Genomic DNA, 18,567 nt, shown 5'->3' on the forward strand with positions numbered 1-18,567 from the left:
CTGCACCGGGGACGGTGTGGGAGAGTAGGTCACCGCCGGACAATCTTTCACGTAGGGCCCTCACCGTTGGTGGGGGCCTTTCGTGCTTTCCAGGGCCTTTTTCAAGCGATGTCCGGTGATGCCCGGCGGGGTCCCGAGGGCGGTCCAGCGGCGCTCAAGCGGTGTTCCGAGCCTCCAGACGTCGAAGGCCGGGGCTCCGAGCCTCCACGTTCCAGGCCGGCGGAGGCAAGGGCTCCAGGGGAGCTCCTGGGCCTCTGCGAGGCGAAGGGGTTCACTGTGAGACGGAAGCCGCTTTCGCTTCACGGGCGTCACGTTCTGACGGTCGGCACCGGGCCCGCCTGGGTACGACGAAACCCTCGACGTACGTCCCTGGGCGTGGAGCTCGCCGAGCGTGTCACGGAGAGCCGGCCGCTGTTCGTGCACCGGCCGAAGCGTGATCGTCGCGGCGATGCCCATGATCGGGAAGCGATGCTCGACCTACGCTGAGGCGCGCGGCGGGGTGGTGTTCTCCTTTTCTTCGTTCTCCTCGCCGGGATGATCGGTTCCCCTCGGCCTCGAGACCCTATGGTCAGCTACTTTTGTCAAATTTGACAGAAGTTCCAGCTTGGCCGACCGAAGTCACCGCTCAATACGTTCTGTGATCACCTGTGTCGGGGTGAGGGCGGGAGTGACCGGCGAGACACAGGTCGAGTCGCGTGACGGCTCTAGGGGAGGGGCGCCTCCGGGATGCCTCGCAGGGCTGTTTGCCCATATTGTTACAAACCGAGTCTATTGCGACGTTCCGCGAGTGGCCACCCCGCCTGATCAGGCAAGATCTCTCGATTGGGGGTGTGTGGGAGCGTGTCCGGTACGGCTCCACCCCGGAGGGACTTTGGTCGTTCGTCGTAGAAAGTTCAAGTGATCATGGCAAAAGTTCTTCCAAAAGGTGCAGAAGACGCGTAACTTCCACGCCAAGTTCTCTGCACACCACCGAGAGGACGAAGTGAGTCGGCCGACGGCGTCCGCAGGCGGATCCCCTCGAAGAGGTGACCCGCCGTGTGGGACCGCGGCCTGCGGCGGAAGGGAGTCGGCGGTCACCCGGCTGAGGCATCGGGGACCGTGGGGCTCCATCCACCCACACGAAGGTAGGAAAACATGAGTGCACACGAAGAAGAGACCGACGAGATCGCGGGCGCGCTGCGCCGCAGGCTCGGGCTGAACCGTCGCCAGTTCCTCGCCGCCACGACGGGGGTCACCGCGGTGGCCGCCATGTCGGCGGTGGGTCCGCTCGCGTCGGCCGCGTACGCGTCCCCCGGCGACGACCAGGAGCGCGGCAAGGGCCACGGCCACGGCCATCAGGAGGCCCTGGTGCCGGAGGCGAAGCGGGGCATCATCCTCTACACGGTCCGTGACGTCATCTCCCGCGACCCGGCGATGAACCTGCCGGCGGGCTTCCGGCGCGTGTTCGAGGAACTCTCGCGGATCGGCTACAAGCAGGTGGAGTTCGCCGGCTACCGCCAGCACGCGAACGCGGAGGGCGGAGCCGACCTGGAGACCGTCGAGGGTGCCCGGCTGCTGCGCCGCTGGCTCGACGACAACGGACTCAAGGCCCAGGGCAACCACGGCTTCATTCCCAGCTCCTGGCCGCTCACCCAGGCCGATCTCGACCGCTTCAAGAGGACGTTGGAGATCGCCAACATCCTCGGCATGGAGCACGTGGGCACCGGCAGCGACCCGACCAACAGCGCCTACAAGGCGGACTGGGACCTCGCCGCCCAGAAGTGGAACGGCCTCGGTGCGCTCGCCTCGGCCGCCGGTCTCAAGCTGTACACGCACAACCACGACGCGGCCTACAGCTTCCTTCTCGACGAGGGCCCGCTCGACGAACTGGGTCGGCCCACCCGCTCGTCGGGCGTCCGGAAGCTGGAGTACTTCCTGGAGATCACCAACCGCAGGGACGTCTATCTCGAGCTGGACATCTACTGGGCGCACGTGGCGCAGTACAAGCACCGCGAGTACGTCGCGCACAACGGCAAGACCCGGACCGACATCTTCGACCCCCTGAAGCTCGTGAAGCAGAACGACAAGCGGTTCCCGCTGTTCCACGCCAAGGACGGGAAGTCCAGCGCCACCGCCAACGGCTACGACATGGTGCCGTTCGGAACCGGTGACATCGACTACAAGGCCTTCTTCTCCAAGCTGGACATCGAGAAGCGCCACAACCCGATGTACGAGCAGGACAACGCGCCCGGAGGGACCGCCGACCCGGGTCGCTCGCTCCAGTACGCCGACCTGAGCTACCAGAACCTCTCCGCCCTGCGCCGTCACTGAGAGCTCGGCGCACCTTAACCACACCTCAGAGCACACACCTCGAAGAAGAATCCGAGGAAGAACCCGAGGAAGGATCCGGAGGATCCGAAGGGTTCGGCGGACCGCCACGTGATCGAAGCCGTTGCCGCGGCACGCGTGGCGGCCCGCCATGTCCTGACACTCCCCTGAAGAAGAGGCTCAGGAAGTTGAAGCTTACCCGCGCCATGCTCGGCGGAGCACTGGCCGCCCTGCTGTTTCCCCTGGCGGTGCCCAGCGCCGCCCCCGCACAGGCCCAGCTCCAGGACGCGGCCACGAACTGGTCGAACTACGAGAAGATCACGCTGACCAAGAACGTCGGCGAGCCGATCGACATGGCGGTCCTGCCGGACAGGAGAGTCCTGCACACCGCCCGCAACGGTGACATCCGCCTGACCGACGGCGCCACCGGTATCACCAAGATCATTAACACGATCCCCGTCTACGCGAACTCCGAGGACGGCCTCCAGACGATCGCGATCGATCCCAAGTTCGCCGAGAACAAGTGGGTCTACGTCTACTACGCGCCGAAGACGATGACGGCGCCGTACCCGGAGACGACCCCCACCGGCTCCGCGCCCAACTCGCTGCCCGCGGGCGCGGACGAGTCGTACTGGAACCAGTGGAAGGGCTACAACCAGCTGTCACGGTTCAAGTGGACCGGTGACGCGCTGGACCTGTCCACCGAGCAGGTGATCATCAAGGTCGAGGTGCAGCGCGGGCAGTGCTGCCACGTCGCGGGCGACATGGACTGGGACGCCGAGGGCAACCTCTACCTCGCCACCGGCGACAACACCCCCGCGGGCACGCCCGGCGCCAACGGTATGGCGCCCAACAACGACGCCCCGGGGATGAACCCCGGGCTGGACTCGCGGCGTGGTGCGGGCAACAGCAACGACCTGCGCGGCAAGATCCTGCGGATCACGGTGAAGGAGGACGGCTCCTACACCGTCCCGGCGGGCAACCTCTTCCCGCCGGGAACGGCCAAGACCCGTCCCGAGATCTTCGTGACGGGGCTGCGGAACCCCTTCCGCATGGACGTCGACGACGTGACCGGCACGGTCTCCTGGGGCGACTACGGTCCCGACGCCGGGGCGCCCGACCCCGCCCGGGGACCCCTGGGCTACGTCGAGTGGGACGTCACCCCCATCGACAAGCCGATGAACGGCGGCTGGCCCTACTGCACGGGGAACCAGTTCAACTACAACGACTGGAACTTCGCGACCGCGACACCGCGCGAGTGGTTCGACTGCGCGGGGGGACCGGTGAACACCTCCCGCTGGAACACCGGTGTGGACAAGCTGCCGCCCGCGACCCCGGCCACCCTCTACTACGGTGACAACAACACCCACCAGCCCGCTGAGTGGGCCGGGCTCACCGACTTCGAGCCCGCGGGCGGCCAGGGACCGATGGGCGGTCCCGTCTACCACTACGACGCGGCGAACCCCTCGACGACGAAGTTCCCCGCGTACTGGGACAAGAAGTTCTTCTTCGCCGAGTTCTCGCAGGACTATCTCGCGGCGTTCACCGTGACGGCGCCTGGCGGGCCGGTGACCAAGATCGAACACTTCCTGCCCAACAGCGCGCTGACGGCCGCGGTGATGCCGATCACCGACAGCCCGATAGACATCGAGTTCGGCCCCGACGGGTCGCTGTACGTGCTCGACTACGGTGACGGCTTCTTCCGCGCCAACCCCGACTCGGGTCTGTACCGCATCGACTACGCCGAGGGGAACAAGACCCCGCAGGCGAAGATCGTCGCCAAGCCGTCGTCGGGCAGCACCGCGCCTCTCGCCGTCGACTTCAGCGCGGCCTCGTCGACCGACGCCGAGCCGGGCCCGCTGACCTACGAGTGGGACTTCGACGGCGACGGGACCTTCGACGCCACCGGCGTGACGGCCTCGCACACCTACCCCGCGCTCGGGCAGTACGTCGCCAGGCTCCGCGTGACCGACGCGCAGGGCAAGTTCGGGCTCACCTCCACCGAGATCACCGTGGGCAACACCGCGCCCGAGGTGACCATCCAGTCGCCGGGCAACGGCTCCTTCTTCAACTGGGGCGACGCGGTGCCGTTCCAGATCAAGGTCTCCGACAAGGAGGACGGCGACAACCCGGTGTGCAGCCGGGTGCAGTGGACCTTCGGCCTCGGTCACGACACGCACGCGCACCCGGAGACCCTCGGTTCCGGATGCTCGGGCGCGTGGCCGACACCGGCCGACGCCCCCGAGCACGGCGAGACCGAGAACATCTTCGGCGTCGTCGTCGTGAGCTACCGGGACAACGGCGCCGGTGACATCCCCGGGGCGGTCGGTGACGCCACGCTCATCCTCAACCCCAAGGAGCTGCAGGCCGAGCACGCCGACACGAGCAGCGGCGTCACCAAGGTGGAGGACGCGAGTGCGTCCGGCCTGGCGAAGATCACGTCGTTCGACGCCGGTGACTGGATCGCGTACGAGCCGGTGAACTTCGCCGGTATCACCAGTGTGAAGACCCGTGCCTCCGGTGCGGGAACGCTCTCCCTGCGATGGGGTTCGGAGACGGCGGAGCCGTTCGCCACCGTCACCGTGCCCGCCGGATCGGGCTGGCAGAGCGTGGAGACCGCGCTCACCGGCGCCCCGACCGGCAGCGGCGAGCTCTTCATCACCTCGACCGGTGGTGTTGAGGTCGACGGGTTCACCTTCCAGGGCGACGGTGTCGCCGACAAGACGCCTCCGACCGTGTCGGCCACGCTCACCCCGGCCCAGCCGGGCGGGGAGAACGGCTGGTACACCGGCAACGTCACGCTGGCGGTCACCGCGACCGACAACGGCACGGTGGCGAGCAGGCAGTACTCGCTCAACGGCGGCACGACGTGGCTGAACGCCAACAACCCGGTCACCCTGAGCGCGGAGGGTGCCATCGAGGTGCGCTACCGGGCGACCGACAACGCGGGCAACGTCTCGCAGATCGGCACCGTCACGGCGAAGATCGACAAGACCGCCCCGGTCCTGACCGTGAGCGGGGTGGAGCCCGGCAAGTACGGCGACTCCGCGTCCGTCACACCCGTCTTCTCGGCGACCGACGCGACGTCGGGAGTGGCGAGCGTGACGGCGGCCATCGGTGACCTGGAGGTGGTCTCCGGCAAGGCGATCGCCCTGTGGGAGCTGGCGCTCGGTGCGCACACGCTGACCGTCACCGCGAAGGACAAGGCGGGGCACGTCACGAAGCGGACCGTCGAGTTCGAGGTCACGACCTCCGTCGCCGACATGCAGAAGCTCATCGACCGCTTCAAGGCGGCCGGGCAGCTGTCGGCCAAGGGCGCCGAGAAGCTCCAGGACAAGCTCTCCAAGGTCATGGTGTCCGAGGACAAGGGGCGCGAGCGCGACAAGAAGAAGATCATCAAGAAGCTTGAGCGCTTCATCGAGGAGGTCAACGATCCGAAGATCGTCTCTAACCCGGTGGTGAAGGCCACGCTCCTGCGTGACGCCAACGCCCTGATCGCGCAGTATCGCGATCCGGCCGCCGGATAACGCCGACGCGCTGATGCCGACACGTTGACGGCGACGCGCTGACGACGCGGGGGGAAAGCCTGACAGGCTCTCCCCCCGCGCTCGTTTCCGGGTCCCGGTGGGTGACGGGAGGCTCGCGGCCGCGTCGTCCGGGACCGGGGTCCCGGAGCCGGGCCACGTCCGAGTGCCGGTGGATCCCGGAGCCTAGGGTTCGGGGGCCGGGTCCGGATCCGTCCGGTGGGCTCCGTGGGGGGCGAGGTCGAGATCCTTGATCCTGGGGTCGCCCTCGTCGGCGAAGTAGTGGTCGGGCTTGGTGGAGTCGTCGCCCTCGGCCATTCTGGCGGAACGCGCGATGACGGTGCCGAGCGCGGCGACGGCGAGGTTGACCGCGAGGGCGAGGATGCCCGCGTAGATCGTCATCTTGGTGTCCAGTCCCAGTTTCTCCAGCGGGAACGCCGACCCCGCGAAGTGCAGCTTGCCGGTGGCCGGGTTGCCGATGTTGTAGAGCAGGAGCATCCCGGCCCCCATGCCGGCCACCCAGCCGGCGATCAGGCCGCCCCGGTGGAACCAGCGGGTGTAGAGGCCGAGCGCCACCGACGGGAGCGTCTGCAGGATGATGACACCGCCGATGAGCTGCAGGTCGATGGAGAAGCCGGTGTCCAGGAACAGGATGCACAGCACCGCGCCGACCTTGACGAGCAGCGAGGTGATCTTGGAGACGCGGGCCTCGTCGGCGTCGCTCGCGTCCCGGCTCAGATACTCCTTGTAGATGTTGCGGGTGAACAGGTTCGCCGCGGCGATGGACATGATGGCCGCGGGGACCAGCGCGCCGATGCCGATCGCGGCGTAGGCGACGCCGGTGAACCAGTCGGGGAACATCCTGTCGAACAGCTGGGGCACGATCGTGTTGTTGTCGGTGCCGATGGGCTGGATCCCGGCCGCGATGGCCATGAAGCCCAGCAGGGCGATCAGGCCGAGCAGCAGGCTGTAGGCGGGGAGCGCCGACATGTTCCGCTTGATCACGTCACGGTTCCTGGAGGCGAGGATGCCGGTGACGCTGTGCGGATAGAGGAACAGCGCGAGCGCCGAGCCCAGGGCGAGCGTGACGTACTGCAGCTGGTTGTTCGCGTTGAGTAGGATCCCGTCGCCGGGTGCGGCGCTGGCGTCGAACTTGGCCTGGGCGGCGTCGAAGATGCCCGACCAGCCGCCCTCGATCTGGGCGGGGATCGCGAAGATCGCGACCAGGATCACGATGTAGATCAGCGTGTCCTTGACGAACGCGATCAGCGCGGGCGCGCGCAGGCCCGACTGGTAGGTGTACGCGGCCAGGATCGCGAACGCGATGATGATCGGCAGATGACCGGTCACCCCCATCGACTTCAGCACGGCCTCGATACCGACGAGCTGGAGCGCGATGTAGGGCATCGTCGCGACGATGCCGGTGATCGCGACCAGCAGCGCGAGGGTGGGGGAGCCGAACCTGGCCCGGACGAAGTCGGCCGGGGTGACGAAGCCGTGCACGTGCGAGACCGACCAGAGGCGGATCAGCACCAGGAACACGATCGGGTAGACCACGATGGTGTACGGCACCGCGAAGAAGCCCATCGCGCCCGCCCCCCAGAGCAGGGCGGGTACGGCCACGAAGGTGTAGGCGGTGTAGAGGTCGCCGCCGACCAGGAACCAGGTGACCCACGAGCCGAAGTTGCGGCCGCCGAGTCCCCACTCGTCGAGGCTGGCCAGGTTCTCCGGGCGGCGCCAGCGCGCGGCCACGAATCCCATGCCGCTGACCACCAGGAACAGCACGGAGAAGATGATGATCTCTGTCAGGTGGGCTTCCATCGGGTCACCGCCGCCGCTTCGTCATCCGGTACACGATCGAGGTGCACGTGACACCGATCGCGATGAAGGCGAGCTGGAGCCAGTAGAACATCGGGAAACCGAAAAGCCGGGGTTCATCGGAATTGTAGAGAAGCGGGAGCAAAGGTAGGATGATCGGCGCGATAAGCAGCCAGTTCCATGGGCTGCGATCGCTCCGGTCCCCGTTTGGAGTGGTCAACGCGGTCTCCTTGAGCTGGAGAATGGACGCCCGGGCAGGGATATCCCCTTCGGCTGACCGGCAGCGTAATTACGCCGCCGTTCCATTCGGGTCACCGAGCGCCGAGTGGCATGTGTGGCGCGACGAACGGCGGCTCGGCCTCGCCGCCGAGGTTCCAGGCCAGGTCGCGGGCGTCGTGCGTCTCCGAGTCCTTCGCTTCACCGCCGGTATCCCACCGATCGCCGACCTCTCGGCGCGGCTTCCTTGACAATGCGGAGTGCATTTCGTAAAGGCGCACAGGCAGGATTGGCCGCCTCCCGCCTCCCGCCTCCCGCCTCCCGTGTGGCGTGTGCCGCGAATGGGTCCTTCCTGTCGTGGGCGCCGCGGCGGTTACCGGTCATCGTTTGACTGGTAGGAAATCTCCTACCTATTCTTGGGGCATGACCATCACGCACATCCAGTTGCTCTCCCTGCCCGTCGCCGACCAGGAGCGGGCGAAGAACTTCTACGTCGGCACGCTCGGCTTCGATCTCGTCTCCGACAATCCGATGGGGCCCGATCGGCGATGGGTGCAGGTGGCTCCCAAGGGCGCCGACACCGCCATCACGCTCGTCACCTGGTTCGACACCATGCCGCCAGGCTCGCTCAAGGGCCTGGTGCTCGAGACCGACGACCTCGACGGTGACGTGGCGGAGCTGAGCGGCCGCGGGGTGGCGATCGAGGGGGGCATCCAGCAGTCGCCGTGGGGGCGGTACGTCACCTTCGACGACCCCGACGGCAACGGGATCGTGTTGCAGACCACCGCGGTGAACGTGTCCGCCGGTGGCTGAGACGGATGTGTTCGCCGCGGTGGCCAACCCCACCAGGCGCCGGTTGCTCGGCCTGCTCCTGGACGGTGGCCCGCAGCCGGTCCAGGAACTGGCCGGCCACTTCGACATGCGCCGGCCGAGTCTGTCGGAGCATCTCAAGGTACTCAAGGACGCCGGCCTGGTGGTCGAGCGCAGGGCCGGTCGGCAGCGGCTGTACTCGTTGAACTCCGAGCCGCTGCGAGAGATGTCGGAGTGGCTCACGCCGTACGAGCGGTTCTGGCGGGAGAGACTCTCCAGCCTTCGTGACCTTCTGGACGCCGAGGACGATGACTGACCCGACCCTGATCCAGACCGATCAGTATCTCGCCCACCCGCCCGCGCGGGTCTGGCGGGCGCTCACCGACACCGACCTGCTGGCGCGCTGGCTGATGCCCAACGACTTCAAGCCGGTCGTCGGTCACCGGTTCACCTTCAGGACCGAGCCGAAACCGAAACACGGCTTCGACGGCGTCGTGCACTGCGAGGTCCTCGACCTGGAGCCGGAACGCCTGCTGCGCCTGTCCTGGAGGGGCGGGAGGCTGGACACCACGGTGGTCTGGAGGCTGGAACCCGAAGGGCGCGGCACCCGGCTGTTCCTGGAGCACGCCGGGTTCGACCCCGACGATCCCGTCCAGCGGCGCACGCGCGCCATCCTCGATGGGGGGTGGCGCTCGCACGTCCTCCGTGCACTGGAGGAGGCGCTGGCGACCGGCTGATCCCGGCCGTTTCGGTCGTCGCGTTCTTCGGCAGGCGTGGCGCGAAAACATGACAGAGGATGTCCTGTTTTCGCGCCACGCTGATCTCATGACAAGAACGCTGGAAGGGAAGGTCGCCCTGGTCGCGGGGGCGACGAGGGGGACCGGGCGGGGCATCGCGGTGGAGCTGGGCGCGGCCGGTGCCACGGTCTACTGCACCGGGAGGAGCACGCGGGCACGACGCTCGGAAATGGGCCGCCCGGAGACCATCGAGGAGACGGCCGAGCTGGTGACCCGTGCCGGTGGGCGGGGCGTCGCGGTCCAGGTGGATCACCTGGAGTCGGAGCAGGTGCGCCTCCTGGTGGAACAGATCAGCAACGAGCAGGGCAAACTCGACATCCTGGTCAACGACGTCTGGGGCTCCGACTCGCTCACCGAGTGGCACGTCCCCGTCTGGAAACACTCTCTCGACGACGGTCTGCGCATCCTCCGGCTGGCGGTGGACACTCACCTCATCACCAGCCACCACGCCCTGCCCCTGCTGATCGAGAATCCCGGGGGCATGGTGATCGAGGTGACCGACGGCACCCTGGAGTACAACATTTCCAACTACCGGCTCTCGGCCTTCTACGACCTGGCCAAGATCTCGGTGAACCGCCTGGCGTTCATCCAGGGTCACGAGTTGCGCCCGCACGGCTGCGCCGCGATCTCGCTCACCCCCGGCTGGCTCAGGTCGGAGAACATGCTGGAACTCTTCGGCGTCACCGAGGAGAACTGGCGGGACGCCACTGCCAAACAGCCGCATTTCGTGATCTCCGAGACACCCGCCTACACCGGTCGCGCGGTCGTCGCCCTCGCCGCCGACGAGGACCGGATGCGCTGGTCGGGGCAGTCGGTGTCCAGCGGGCAACTCGCCCAGGTGTACGGCTTCACCGACGTCGACGGCAGCAGGCCGGACGCCTGGCGCTACATCGAGGAGGTCGAGAGCAAGGGGAAACCCGCCGACGCCACCGGCTACCGCTGACCGGCGCCGCGAGCGCCGGTTCGGCTCGCCGTGAGGGATCAGCGACCCCAGGGTGGGGCCGTAAGAGGTCAGCGGTTCGAAGGCCGGGCCCGTCGCGAGGGGGCAGTGCCCCCATGGTTGGAATCGTCGTGAGAGGTCAACGGCCCGGCGTGCCGGTGTCATCGGAGGAGCGGGGAGCGGAGTACAGGCCGTGCAGGCGGACGGCGGCCTCGGCGAGGCGGGCCCGGAGGCCGGGTGGGTCGACGACCTCGGCCTCCGGGCCGAAACCGAGGATCTGGGCGTAGGCGACCTCCGGCGACTCGACGGGCAGGCGGAACGTGACCCACCCCTGCTCGTCGGGCTCGCCGGCGGAGGCCAGGGCGGCGTCGAGGGCGGCGGGATCGGCGACGGAGGGGAGCGCGCGGAGGCCGGCGGGACTGAGCCGTACGGTGACGTGCGTGGTGAGCAGGGACCCGGCGAACCGCGCCACCCGCTCCGTCCAGAAGGCGGCGAGGTCGAAGGCGCCGTCCCGCTCGAAGCGCAGGTCCGAGTGGATCTGGACCTCGTCGAAGCGGTCGACCCGGTAGATGGCGAACCGGGTCGCCAGGTACCAGACTCCCGCCTTCAACACGAGCCCGTACGGCTCCAGGCGCCGGGCGGTGCCGGCCTGCCGGGTGTCCGCGGTCTGCTCTGCGTCCCCGGCCTGTCCGTCGCGCTCGGTCCACCCGTGGTCTCCGGACCGCGCGGTCCCTCCGCTCGGCCTGTCACGTTCACTCCGCCCGGTGTCTTCGGGGCGCCCGATCCGCCCGGTCTTCATGGTCTCGCCCGATGGCCCTGTCTGTTCGCCAGGGCGGTGGCGCGCGGCACGCCGGTAGAGGGCGGTGACCGGGTGATCGCCCCACACCGCCCTGGCCAGGGGCGCCAGCGCCTGCGGCGGAGGCCGCTCGCTCGCGAACCAGCCGGGGGCGTCCAGGTGGAAGCGCTGGGCCGCGGTCGCGGGGGCGTCGCGGAGGCCGGGAGAGAGCGCGGCCGCGGCTTTCAGCCGCGCCGTGGCCGCCACCTCGCTCAGCCCCATCTCCCGCAGGGCCTGGGGAACCCCCGACAGGAACAGTGCCTCCGCCTCGGCCCGGTCAAGGCCGGTGAGACGGGTGCGGTATCCGTCAAGCAGCCGGTAGCCGCCACCTCGCCCGCGGTCGGCGTACACCGGCACGCCGGCCTCGGAAAGGGCCAGCACGTCACGGTGGACGGTCCGCTCGGAGACCTCCAGTTCCCGGGAGAGCTCCGCCGCGGTCATCCCGCCCCGGCCCTGGAGCAACAGGACCAACGACATCAACCTGGCCGCACGCACCCTCCGACCCTAGCCCCGGTGACGGTGACGGTGACGGTGACGGTGACGGTGACGGTGACGGTGACGGTGACGGCCGGAAGGGGAGCGGGTGGCGGGTGGACCGGACCGGGCGACGACCCGGCGGACAATCCGGCAATCCGGAATCCGGCTCGGTGTCGAGCCGCGAGTCTTTTGCATAGGTTTCATGGGGTTTTTGGCTCCTGCGGAGCGTCGAGGACCCGCCACCGTGTCACGTTGCATGATCGCGGTTGCCGCCGGTACTCTGGCCACATGCGACACCCGATTACCCTTCAGTGGTGGCGCCGCTTCTAGGCGGCGCAGGTTTCGCATTCGCGAGCAGACAAACGGCCGCCCGGGGAGGTGGCCTTTTCTGTGTCCGCCCCCTCAGGGCATCAGGGAAACAAGAGGGGCGATACCGCAGTGGAGACGAGCCGATATACCACCGCCGGCGGCATAGGGGTCGAGGTCACCGCGTCCGACGTGCCCGAGACGGTGCTTGAGGACGTCGTCACGACGCTCGGCGAGCGCCGTGGCGGAGTGCTCTCTTCCGGGATGGAGTATCCGGGCCGCTACAGCCGATGGCACCTCGCCTATGTCGACCCCTGCCTGGAGATCGTGGCCAGGGGACGCAGGATCTCCGCCCGCGCGCTGAACGCCCGGGGCAGGGTGGTCCTGCCCGCCGTCGTGTCCTGCCTGCTGGCGGCCGGCAAGCCCGTCGAGGAGCCGACGGCCGATCTCGTCGAGGTCTACGTGGCGGAGTCGGAGGACATCCTCCCCGAGGAGATGCGCAGCCGCCGTCCCACCGTTTTCACCGCGATCCGCGAGGTCATCGCCGTTTTCAAGGGAGAGAACGAGCATCTGGGCCTGTACGGCTCCTTCGGCTACGACCTGGCCTTCCAGTTCGAGCCGATCAGGCAGGTCCTGACCCGGGCCGCCGACCAGCGTGACCTCGTGCTCCACCTGCCCGACCGGGTGATGGTGATCGACCGCAAGAGGGAGACCAGCAAGGAGTTCCGCTACGAGTTCACCGTGGACGGCGTATCCACCCACGGGCTCGAGCGCGAGGGGGAGGTCGTGCCGCTGCCCGCGCTCCCGTCCGAGCTTCCCGCCGACCCGGAGAAGGGCTCCTACGCCAAGGTCGTGGCCGCGGCCAAGGAGAAGTTCGTCCGCGGTGACCTGTTCGAGGTCGTCCCCGGCCAGGTCTTCCACGCCCCCTGCACCGACCCGGCCGCCTTCTACCGGGGACTGCGCACGGTGAACCCGGCGCCGTACGAGTTCCTGTTCAACCTCGGCGAGGGCGAGCACCTGGTCGGTGCCTCACCGGAGATGTACGTCCGGGTCAGCGGCGACCGCGTCGAGACCTGTCCCATCTCCGGCACCATCGCCCGAGGCGGCAATCCCATCGAGGACGCCGACGCGATCCGGACCCTCCTGTCCAGCGTGAAGGAGGAGTCGGAGCTGACCATGTGCACCGATGTGGACCGCAACGACAAGTCCCGCATCTGCGTGCCGGGGACGGTCCAGGTGATCGGCCGGCGTCAGATCGAGATGTACTCCCGGCTCATCCACACCGTCGATCACATCGAGGGCCGGCTGCGTCCCGAGTTCGACGCCCTGGACGCCTTCCTCACCCACATGTGGGCCGTCACCGTCACGGGAGCCCCCAAGAACTGGGCGATGCAGTTCATCGAGGACCACGAGGAGACCACGCGACGCTGGTACGGCGGGGCGGTCGGCTACATCGGCTTCGACGGCTCGATGAACACCGGCCTGACCCTGCGCACCGCGCAGATCCGCGGCGGCGTGGCCACCGTGCGGGCCGGGGCCACACTGCTGTTCGACTCCGACCCCGAGGCCGAGGAGCGGGAGACCGAACTCAAGGCCAGCGCCCTGCTGGGCGCCCTGGCGGCGGTCGGCGCGGTCCCGCAGGAGCGGACCGAGACGAAGGCGGCCGCGGAGCTGCCGGGAAGCGGCATGAAGGTGCTCCTCGTCGACTACGAGGACTCCTTCGTCAACACCCTCGCCGACTACTTCCGTCAGCAGGGGGCCGAGGTCGTCACACTCAGGCACGGCTTCCCCGTCACGATGATCGACGAGCTGGACCCCTCTCTGGTGGTGCTGTCGCCCGGCCCCGGCTGGCCCTCCGACTTCGGCCTGCCCGCCCTGGTCGGCGCCCTCTACGAGCGTGATCTACCGGTGTTCGGCGTCTGCCTCGGCCTGCAGGGCATGGTGGAGCACGCGGGTGGCACCCTCGAACTGCTGTCCTACCCCGAGCACGGCAAGCGCGGTCAGGTACGGAGGGTGGGCGCGAGCGCCCTGCTCGACGGGCTCCCCGAGGAGTTCACCGCCGCCCGCTACCATTCGGTCCACGCCAAGCAGCCGGGCGTCGCCGGGTTCACCGCCACCGCGTTCACTCCGGACGGCGCGGTGATGGCGATCGAGGACGTCGAGCGACGCCGCTTCGCGGTGCAGTTCCACCCCGAGTCGATCCTCACCGCGGGGGGAGGCGCGGGAGCGAAGGTCATCGCCAACGTTCTTCGGCTCTGCCGCAAGAGCGGGTAAAGAACCCGTGCTTCGCGCCCGGCGAGCACGCCGGGTGACCCTAGAGTTCCCCTCGTCGTGGAGATCGCGGGCGTACCGGGGCCGGTCTCGGCCGGTACGCCTGTGGCGGGGAGGAGCGGGCATGAGGTCGGACGGTGTGCTGCCCGTCGAGTTGCCCGACGCCGTGCGGGAGGCGCTGCTGGCGCCGCTGGTCGACCACAACTGCCACGGCGTGCGCCGCGACGACCTGACCCGGGCCCGGTTCGAGACGCTGCTCACCGAAGCGGGAACCCCGGCGCCGCCGGGCACCACCCACTTCGACACCCCCGCGGGCGCCGCGGTCCGCCGCTGGTGCGCCCCCGTCCTCGGTCTCGCCCCGCACGTGCCGCCCGCCGTCTACCTGGCCCGCCGGATGGAACTCGGCGCCGATGAGGTGAACCGGCGGCTGCTGGGCGCCGCGGGAATCGCCACCTTCCTGTTCGACGGCTTCGACGGCTCCGACACTTTCGACGGTTCCGGCGACTCGGGCGGACCGAAGGGCCCCGGTGGCCCGGATCGTCGGAACCGTTTCGGTGTGCCCGAGGTGTTGCCACCTGCCGAGATGGGCCACGCGGGCGGCGCGGAGACCGCGTGGGTCGTTCCCATCGAACGGGTCGAGGCGGAGGTCGCGGGAAGCGCCGTCTCGGGAGTCTCCTACATCTCCGCCCTCGCCCAGAACCTCGCGGGACGGGCCGTCCGCGCGGTCGCCCTGAAGTCGGTCACGGCCCACCGGTCAGGCAGGCGTCTCGATCCGGCCAGGCCGAGCCGGGGAGCGGTGATCGCGGCGGCCACCCGGCGGCTGGCCTGCCCCGGGGAGAGGCTCACCGACCAGGTGCTGCTGCGCCACCTGCTCTGGACGGCCGTCGACGTGGCCAGGGAGTACGGGCGGCCGCTGCAGTTTCACACCGGTCTCGCTCGCCCCGGCGGCGGTGCGCGCCGCGACACTCACCTGGGACGCGGTGGCCGGATCACCTCCGGCGGTCACGAGGCCCACGGTGGTTTCGGTACCTCCGGCGGTCACGCCGGAGGTGTCCCCGGCCCGCACGACGCGGGTCCGGCGCCGGTGGCCGGCTTCATCATGGCCGTGCAGCCGGTGGGCGTCCCCGTCGTCCTGCTGCACTGCCACCCGTTCCACCGCCAGGCGGCCGGGCTGGCGGGGGTCCTTCCGCACGTCTACGTCGACGTGGGGGCGGCCCTGACCCGCAGTGCCACGGGCTCGGCGGCGGTCATGGCGGAACTGCTGGAGCTCGTGCCGTTCCACAAGCAGCTGTTCGGTTCCGGTGGCCACGGCGTGGCGGAGACCTGTCACCTCGGCGCCCTGCACTACCGGCGCGGCCTGGCGGGGGCGCTCGCCGCGAGACTGGCCGACGGCGAGTGGAGCGTCGCCGACGCGGCCCGGGTGGCCCAGATGATCGGCTCCGGCAACGCGCGCCGGATATACCGGTTGTGACGGGTGCCCGGCCCAGGGGCGGATGGGCCCCTGGAATAATGGGGCGACTGTTGGTGCGACGAGGGGGAGCCAGTTGACGGGCGATGGGGCAGAGGCACGCTTTCTTGACAACGTGACCGTGGAGCTGGTCAAGCACAGCGCCTCCGACACCGACGTGCTCTGGGCCGCGCGGGTGTCGACCGCCGGGGAGCAGTCCCTGGAGGAGATCGGCAAGGACCCCGAGCGTTCGAAGGGGCTGATCAATTTCCTGATGCGCGACCGGCACGGCAGTCCGTTCGAGCACAACTCGATGACCTTCCTCGTCAGCGCTCCGATCTTCGTCTTCCGTGAGTTCCACCGGCACAGGGCGGGATGGTCGTTCAACGAGGAGAGCGGGAGATATCGCGAGCTTCGTCCGGTCTTCTACGTGCCGGGCCACGACCGGAAGCTGGTGCAGAAGGGCAAGCCGGGGCAGTACGTCTTCGCCGACGGTGACGCCGGGCAGCACAAGCTCGTCACCGAGGTGATGGAGTCGTCGTACCGGAACTCTTATGCCGCCTACCAGGAGATGCTGGAGGCCGGGATCGCGAGGGAGGTGGCCAGGGCGGTGCTGCCCGTCGGTCTCTTCTCGTCGATGTACGCCACCTGCAACGCGCGCTCGCTCATGCACTTCCTGTCCCTGCGTACCAAGAACGAGCAGGCCAGGGTGCCCTCGTTCCCGCAGCGCGAGATCGAGATGGTGGCGGAGAAGATGGAGGCGGCCTGGGCGGAGCTGATGCCCCTCACGCATGCGGCCTTCGTGGCAGCGGGCAGGGTCGCTCCCTAGCCCGCCTCAGCCCGTCGTCTCCGGGGAGCGGGAGAGGACGGGCAGGACGAAGATCTCGGCACCGGGAGGCAGCGCGCAGTCGAGGCCGCCATGGTGCCGGGCGTTCTCCCCGCAGACGAACATGCTGATATGGCGGCGGATGCCCCCGTAGTCGTCGCGGAGCCGCTGCTCCAGGAACGGGTGCGTGCGGCGGAGCATGTCGAGGGCGGAGCCCAGCGTGGGGTGTCCGTCGTCGCGGTCGGCGATCGCGAAGACGCGGATCTCGGTGGTCTCGCCCGCCCAGTGGCGCAGTGTGGCGGGAAGCATGAAGGTCACGAGGGTGACGGGTCTGGCCATCGGCTCAGAGCACCGTGACGTGCGAGGCGGGCACGGCCGGGGGCCGAGGGGGGAGCTCACCCCGGTCCGCGGAGGGCCGCCGCCGGTGGAGGGGACCGGGGACGAGGGCGTGCGGACGGGCGGTCCCGGCCGGAGGGCCGGACGGACGGCGACGGTGGCGGACGGGGCCGGCCGGGCTGCCGGGCGAGTGACGATGACGGCGGACGGGTCCGTGCGGGTGGCGGTCGAGAGGGGGGCACGGGCTGGGAGGGGGGCCCTCGTGCATGACCATCTCCTTTCGGATCGGGCCTCATGCTGCCATGTCACGCCGCGTCCCGCCGTGCTCTATGAAATTTGCGTGATCAATTTGGGGTGTTAGTCGCGAATGTCGCTCAAGGATCCCCCTCCACGGTGTCCCGGTGGATATGGGCCGGAGGCATTCCGCCCCGCTGGAGCCTGCGGACGGTCTCGTTGACCATGGCGACCGGGCCGCAGACATAGGCCTCGTGGTCGGCCCACGAGTGGAACCGCTCCATCACCTCGGAAAGACGGCCCCGCATGCCGGCGTACCCCCGCTCCTCGGAGACCACGGGCAGCACCCGCAGCCACGGGAAGGCCGACTCCATCCGCCGCAGGTCGGTCAGGTCGTAGAGTTCGGCGGCCGTGCGGGCTCCGTACAGCAGGTGGATGTTGGGGCGGCGCCCGGAGTCGATCAGGTGCTCCAGGATCGCCTTGATCGGGGCCAGGCCGGTGCCGCTCGCCACGCACAGGATGTCGCGTCCGGAGCCGGAGGGCACCATGGTGCCGATCGCGGGGCCCAGCGTCACGGTGTCACCGATCCGGGTGTGCCTGACCAGCGTGGTGGAGACCCAGCCACCGGTGATCGCGCGGACGTGCAGACGGACGGTGTTGTCGTCCCGGGGTGCGTTCGCGATGGAGAACGCGCGCCAGACGCGTGGCCAGCGCGCGGTCTGCACGTTGACGTACTGGCCGGGCACATAAGGCAGCTCCTGGCCGGGCCGCAGGGTGATCACCGCGATGTCCGGGGTGCGGAGCTCGTGGTCGATCACCTCGGCCGGCCACCAGGCGGGCGACACTCCCGCGTCCGACTGGGCTGACTCGATCATGAGATCGGCGGCGGCGGCGTACGCGGCCACCCACGCCGCCTCGATCTCGGTGTTCCAGACCTCGGCGGCGAAGCGCCGGATCGTGGCGAGGAGCGCGTTGCCGACCGCGGTGTAGTGCTCGGGGACCACCCCGTACTTGCGGTGGTCGCGGCCGAGCTGGCCGAGGAACGACGCCATGCCGCCGGGGCTGTCCAGGCTCCAGACGATCCTGGTCAGCGCGCTGAACAACCGGTCGCGCTGGATGTCCATCGCCGGGGGGAACATCGCCCGCAGGTGCGGGTTCTCGGCGAACAGGCGCCCGTAGAAGTATGCCGCGGCCTTGTCCGCGACGGGTTCGACGACGGCGAAGCTTTCCTTGACAAGACGCGGATTCAAAGACATTTAAAGAACCCACCCTAATTGACCGGCTCAAAGTCCGATCACGCAGATCCACCTCCCTGACGGCTCCGGGTGAAGAGTGACCTGGAGCCCCGGCTCGCCCGGTCACTCGAATTCGAGTCTTCCATCACCTAGTGGGCCTCACAACCGTTTCCCGGCAATATAGCGGG

Annotated in this window: 14 protein-coding genes; 9 read left to right on the forward strand and 5 right to left on the reverse strand. The window is 69.0% G+C overall.

Features of this window, described 5'->3' with window-relative positions; genetic code table 11:
- The first annotated feature begins 1,134 nt into the window (after positions 1-1,134).
- Together ABT352_RS23900 and ABT352_RS23905 are read left to right on the forward strand one after the other, a co-directional pair.
- Positions 1,135-2,310, forward strand: a complete 1,176-nt coding sequence (locus ABT352_RS23900) for a sugar phosphate isomerase/epimerase family protein (protein ID WP_350947127.1) — start codon at positions 1,135-1,137, stop codon at positions 2,308-2,310.
- Positions 2,311-2,495: 185 nt separating this feature from the next.
- Positions 2,496-5,834, forward strand: a complete 3,339-nt coding sequence (locus tag ABT352_RS23905; RefSeq protein ID WP_350947128.1) for a PQQ-dependent sugar dehydrogenase — start codon at positions 2,496-2,498, stop codon at positions 5,832-5,834.
- A gap of 183 nt (positions 5,835-6,017) precedes the next feature.
- Here ABT352_RS23905 and mctP read toward each other — a convergent pair whose 3' ends face one another.
- Together mctP and ABT352_RS23915 are read right to left on the reverse strand one after the other, a co-directional pair.
- Positions 6,018-7,652 carry a monocarboxylate uptake permease MctP gene (gene mctP / locus ABT352_RS23910; protein WP_350947129.1) on the reverse strand — a complete coding sequence of 545 codons (1,635 nt, stop codon included), beginning with the start codon at positions 7,650-7,652 and terminating at the stop codon, positions 6,018-6,020.
- A gap of 4 nt (positions 7,653-7,656) precedes the next feature.
- Positions 7,657-7,869, reverse strand: coding sequence for a DUF3311 domain-containing protein (locus ABT352_RS23915; RefSeq protein ID WP_350947130.1), 213 nt, complete (start codon positions 7,867-7,869; stop codon positions 7,657-7,659).
- Positions 7,870-8,288: 419 nt separating this feature from the next.
- Between ABT352_RS23915 and ABT352_RS23920 the strand changes: the two genes are divergently transcribed.
- The 4 genes from ABT352_RS23920 to ABT352_RS23935 all read left to right on the forward strand — a co-directional run bounded on the left by ABT352_RS23920 (position 8,289) and on the right by ABT352_RS23935 (position 10,415).
- Positions 8,289-8,678: a VOC family protein gene (locus tag ABT352_RS23920; protein ID WP_350947131.1), complete on the forward strand. Its 390-nt coding sequence runs from the start codon at positions 8,289-8,291 to the stop codon at positions 8,676-8,678.
- Positions 8,671-8,991, forward strand: coding sequence for an ArsR/SmtB family transcription factor (locus ABT352_RS23925; protein ID WP_350947132.1), 321 nt, complete (start codon positions 8,671-8,673; stop codon positions 8,989-8,991). The genes ABT352_RS23920 and ABT352_RS23925 overlap by 8 nt, the downstream gene beginning before the upstream one ends.
- Entirely contained in the window at positions 8,984-9,412 is a 429-nt protein-coding gene (locus ABT352_RS23930) for an SRPBCC family protein (RefSeq protein ID WP_350947133.1), read from the forward strand. The genes ABT352_RS23925 and ABT352_RS23930 overlap by 8 nt, the downstream gene beginning before the upstream one ends.
- A gap of 88 nt (positions 9,413-9,500) precedes the next feature.
- The gene (locus tag ABT352_RS23935; protein WP_350947134.1) at positions 9,501-10,415 is read left to right on the forward strand and encodes an SDR family oxidoreductase; all 915 of its coding nucleotides are present in this window, start codon (positions 9,501-9,503) and stop codon (positions 10,413-10,415) included.
- Positions 10,416-10,551: 136 nt separating this feature from the next.
- On the opposite strand, the gene ABT352_RS23940 is transcribed toward ABT352_RS23935, so the two are convergent.
- Positions 10,552-11,742, reverse strand: a complete 1,191-nt coding sequence (locus tag ABT352_RS23940; protein WP_350947135.1) for a helix-turn-helix transcriptional regulator — start codon at positions 11,740-11,742, stop codon at positions 10,552-10,554.
- A 420-nt stretch (positions 11,743-12,162) separates the two neighbouring features.
- On the opposite strand from ABT352_RS23940, the gene ABT352_RS23945 reads away from it, so the two are divergent.
- The 3 genes from ABT352_RS23945 (at position 12,163) to thyX (ending at position 16,577) form a co-directional block, all read left to right on the forward strand.
- Complete coding sequence (locus ABT352_RS23945) at positions 12,163-14,304, forward strand: anthranilate synthase component I (RefSeq protein WP_350947136.1); 2,142 nt, start codon at positions 12,163-12,165, stop codon at positions 14,302-14,304.
- A 121-nt stretch (positions 14,305-14,425) separates the two neighbouring features.
- Positions 14,426-15,772: an amidohydrolase gene (locus ABT352_RS23950; protein WP_350947137.1), complete on the forward strand. Its 1,347-nt coding sequence runs from the start codon at positions 14,426-14,428 to the stop codon at positions 15,770-15,772.
- Between the two features lie 112 nt (positions 15,773-15,884).
- A complete protein-coding gene (gene thyX, locus ABT352_RS23955) occupies positions 15,885-16,577 on the forward strand; it encodes an FAD-dependent thymidylate synthase (protein ID WP_350947138.1) in 693 nt (230 codons plus the stop codon).
- A 6-nt stretch (positions 16,578-16,583) separates the two neighbouring features.
- Here the strand turns inward: thyX and ABT352_RS23960 are convergent, their stop codons facing one another.
- Together ABT352_RS23960 and ABT352_RS23965 are read right to left on the reverse strand one after the other, a co-directional pair.
- Positions 16,584-16,913 carry a ubiquitin family protein gene (locus ABT352_RS23960; protein WP_350947139.1) on the reverse strand — a complete coding sequence of 110 codons (330 nt, stop codon included), beginning with the start codon at positions 16,911-16,913 and terminating at the stop codon, positions 16,584-16,586.
- A gap of 371 nt (positions 16,914-17,284) precedes the next feature.
- A complete protein-coding gene (locus tag ABT352_RS23965; RefSeq protein ID WP_350947140.1) occupies positions 17,285-18,400 on the reverse strand; it encodes a globin domain-containing protein in 1,116 nt (371 codons plus the stop codon).
- Between the last annotated feature and the right edge of the window lie 167 nt (positions 18,401-18,567).

The sequence above is a fragment of the Streptosporangium sp. NPDC000563 genome (genome assembly GCF_040299985.1).
In the GTDB taxonomy this organism is placed as follows: Bacteria; Actinomycetota; Actinomycetes; order Streptosporangiales; family Streptosporangiaceae; genus Streptosporangium.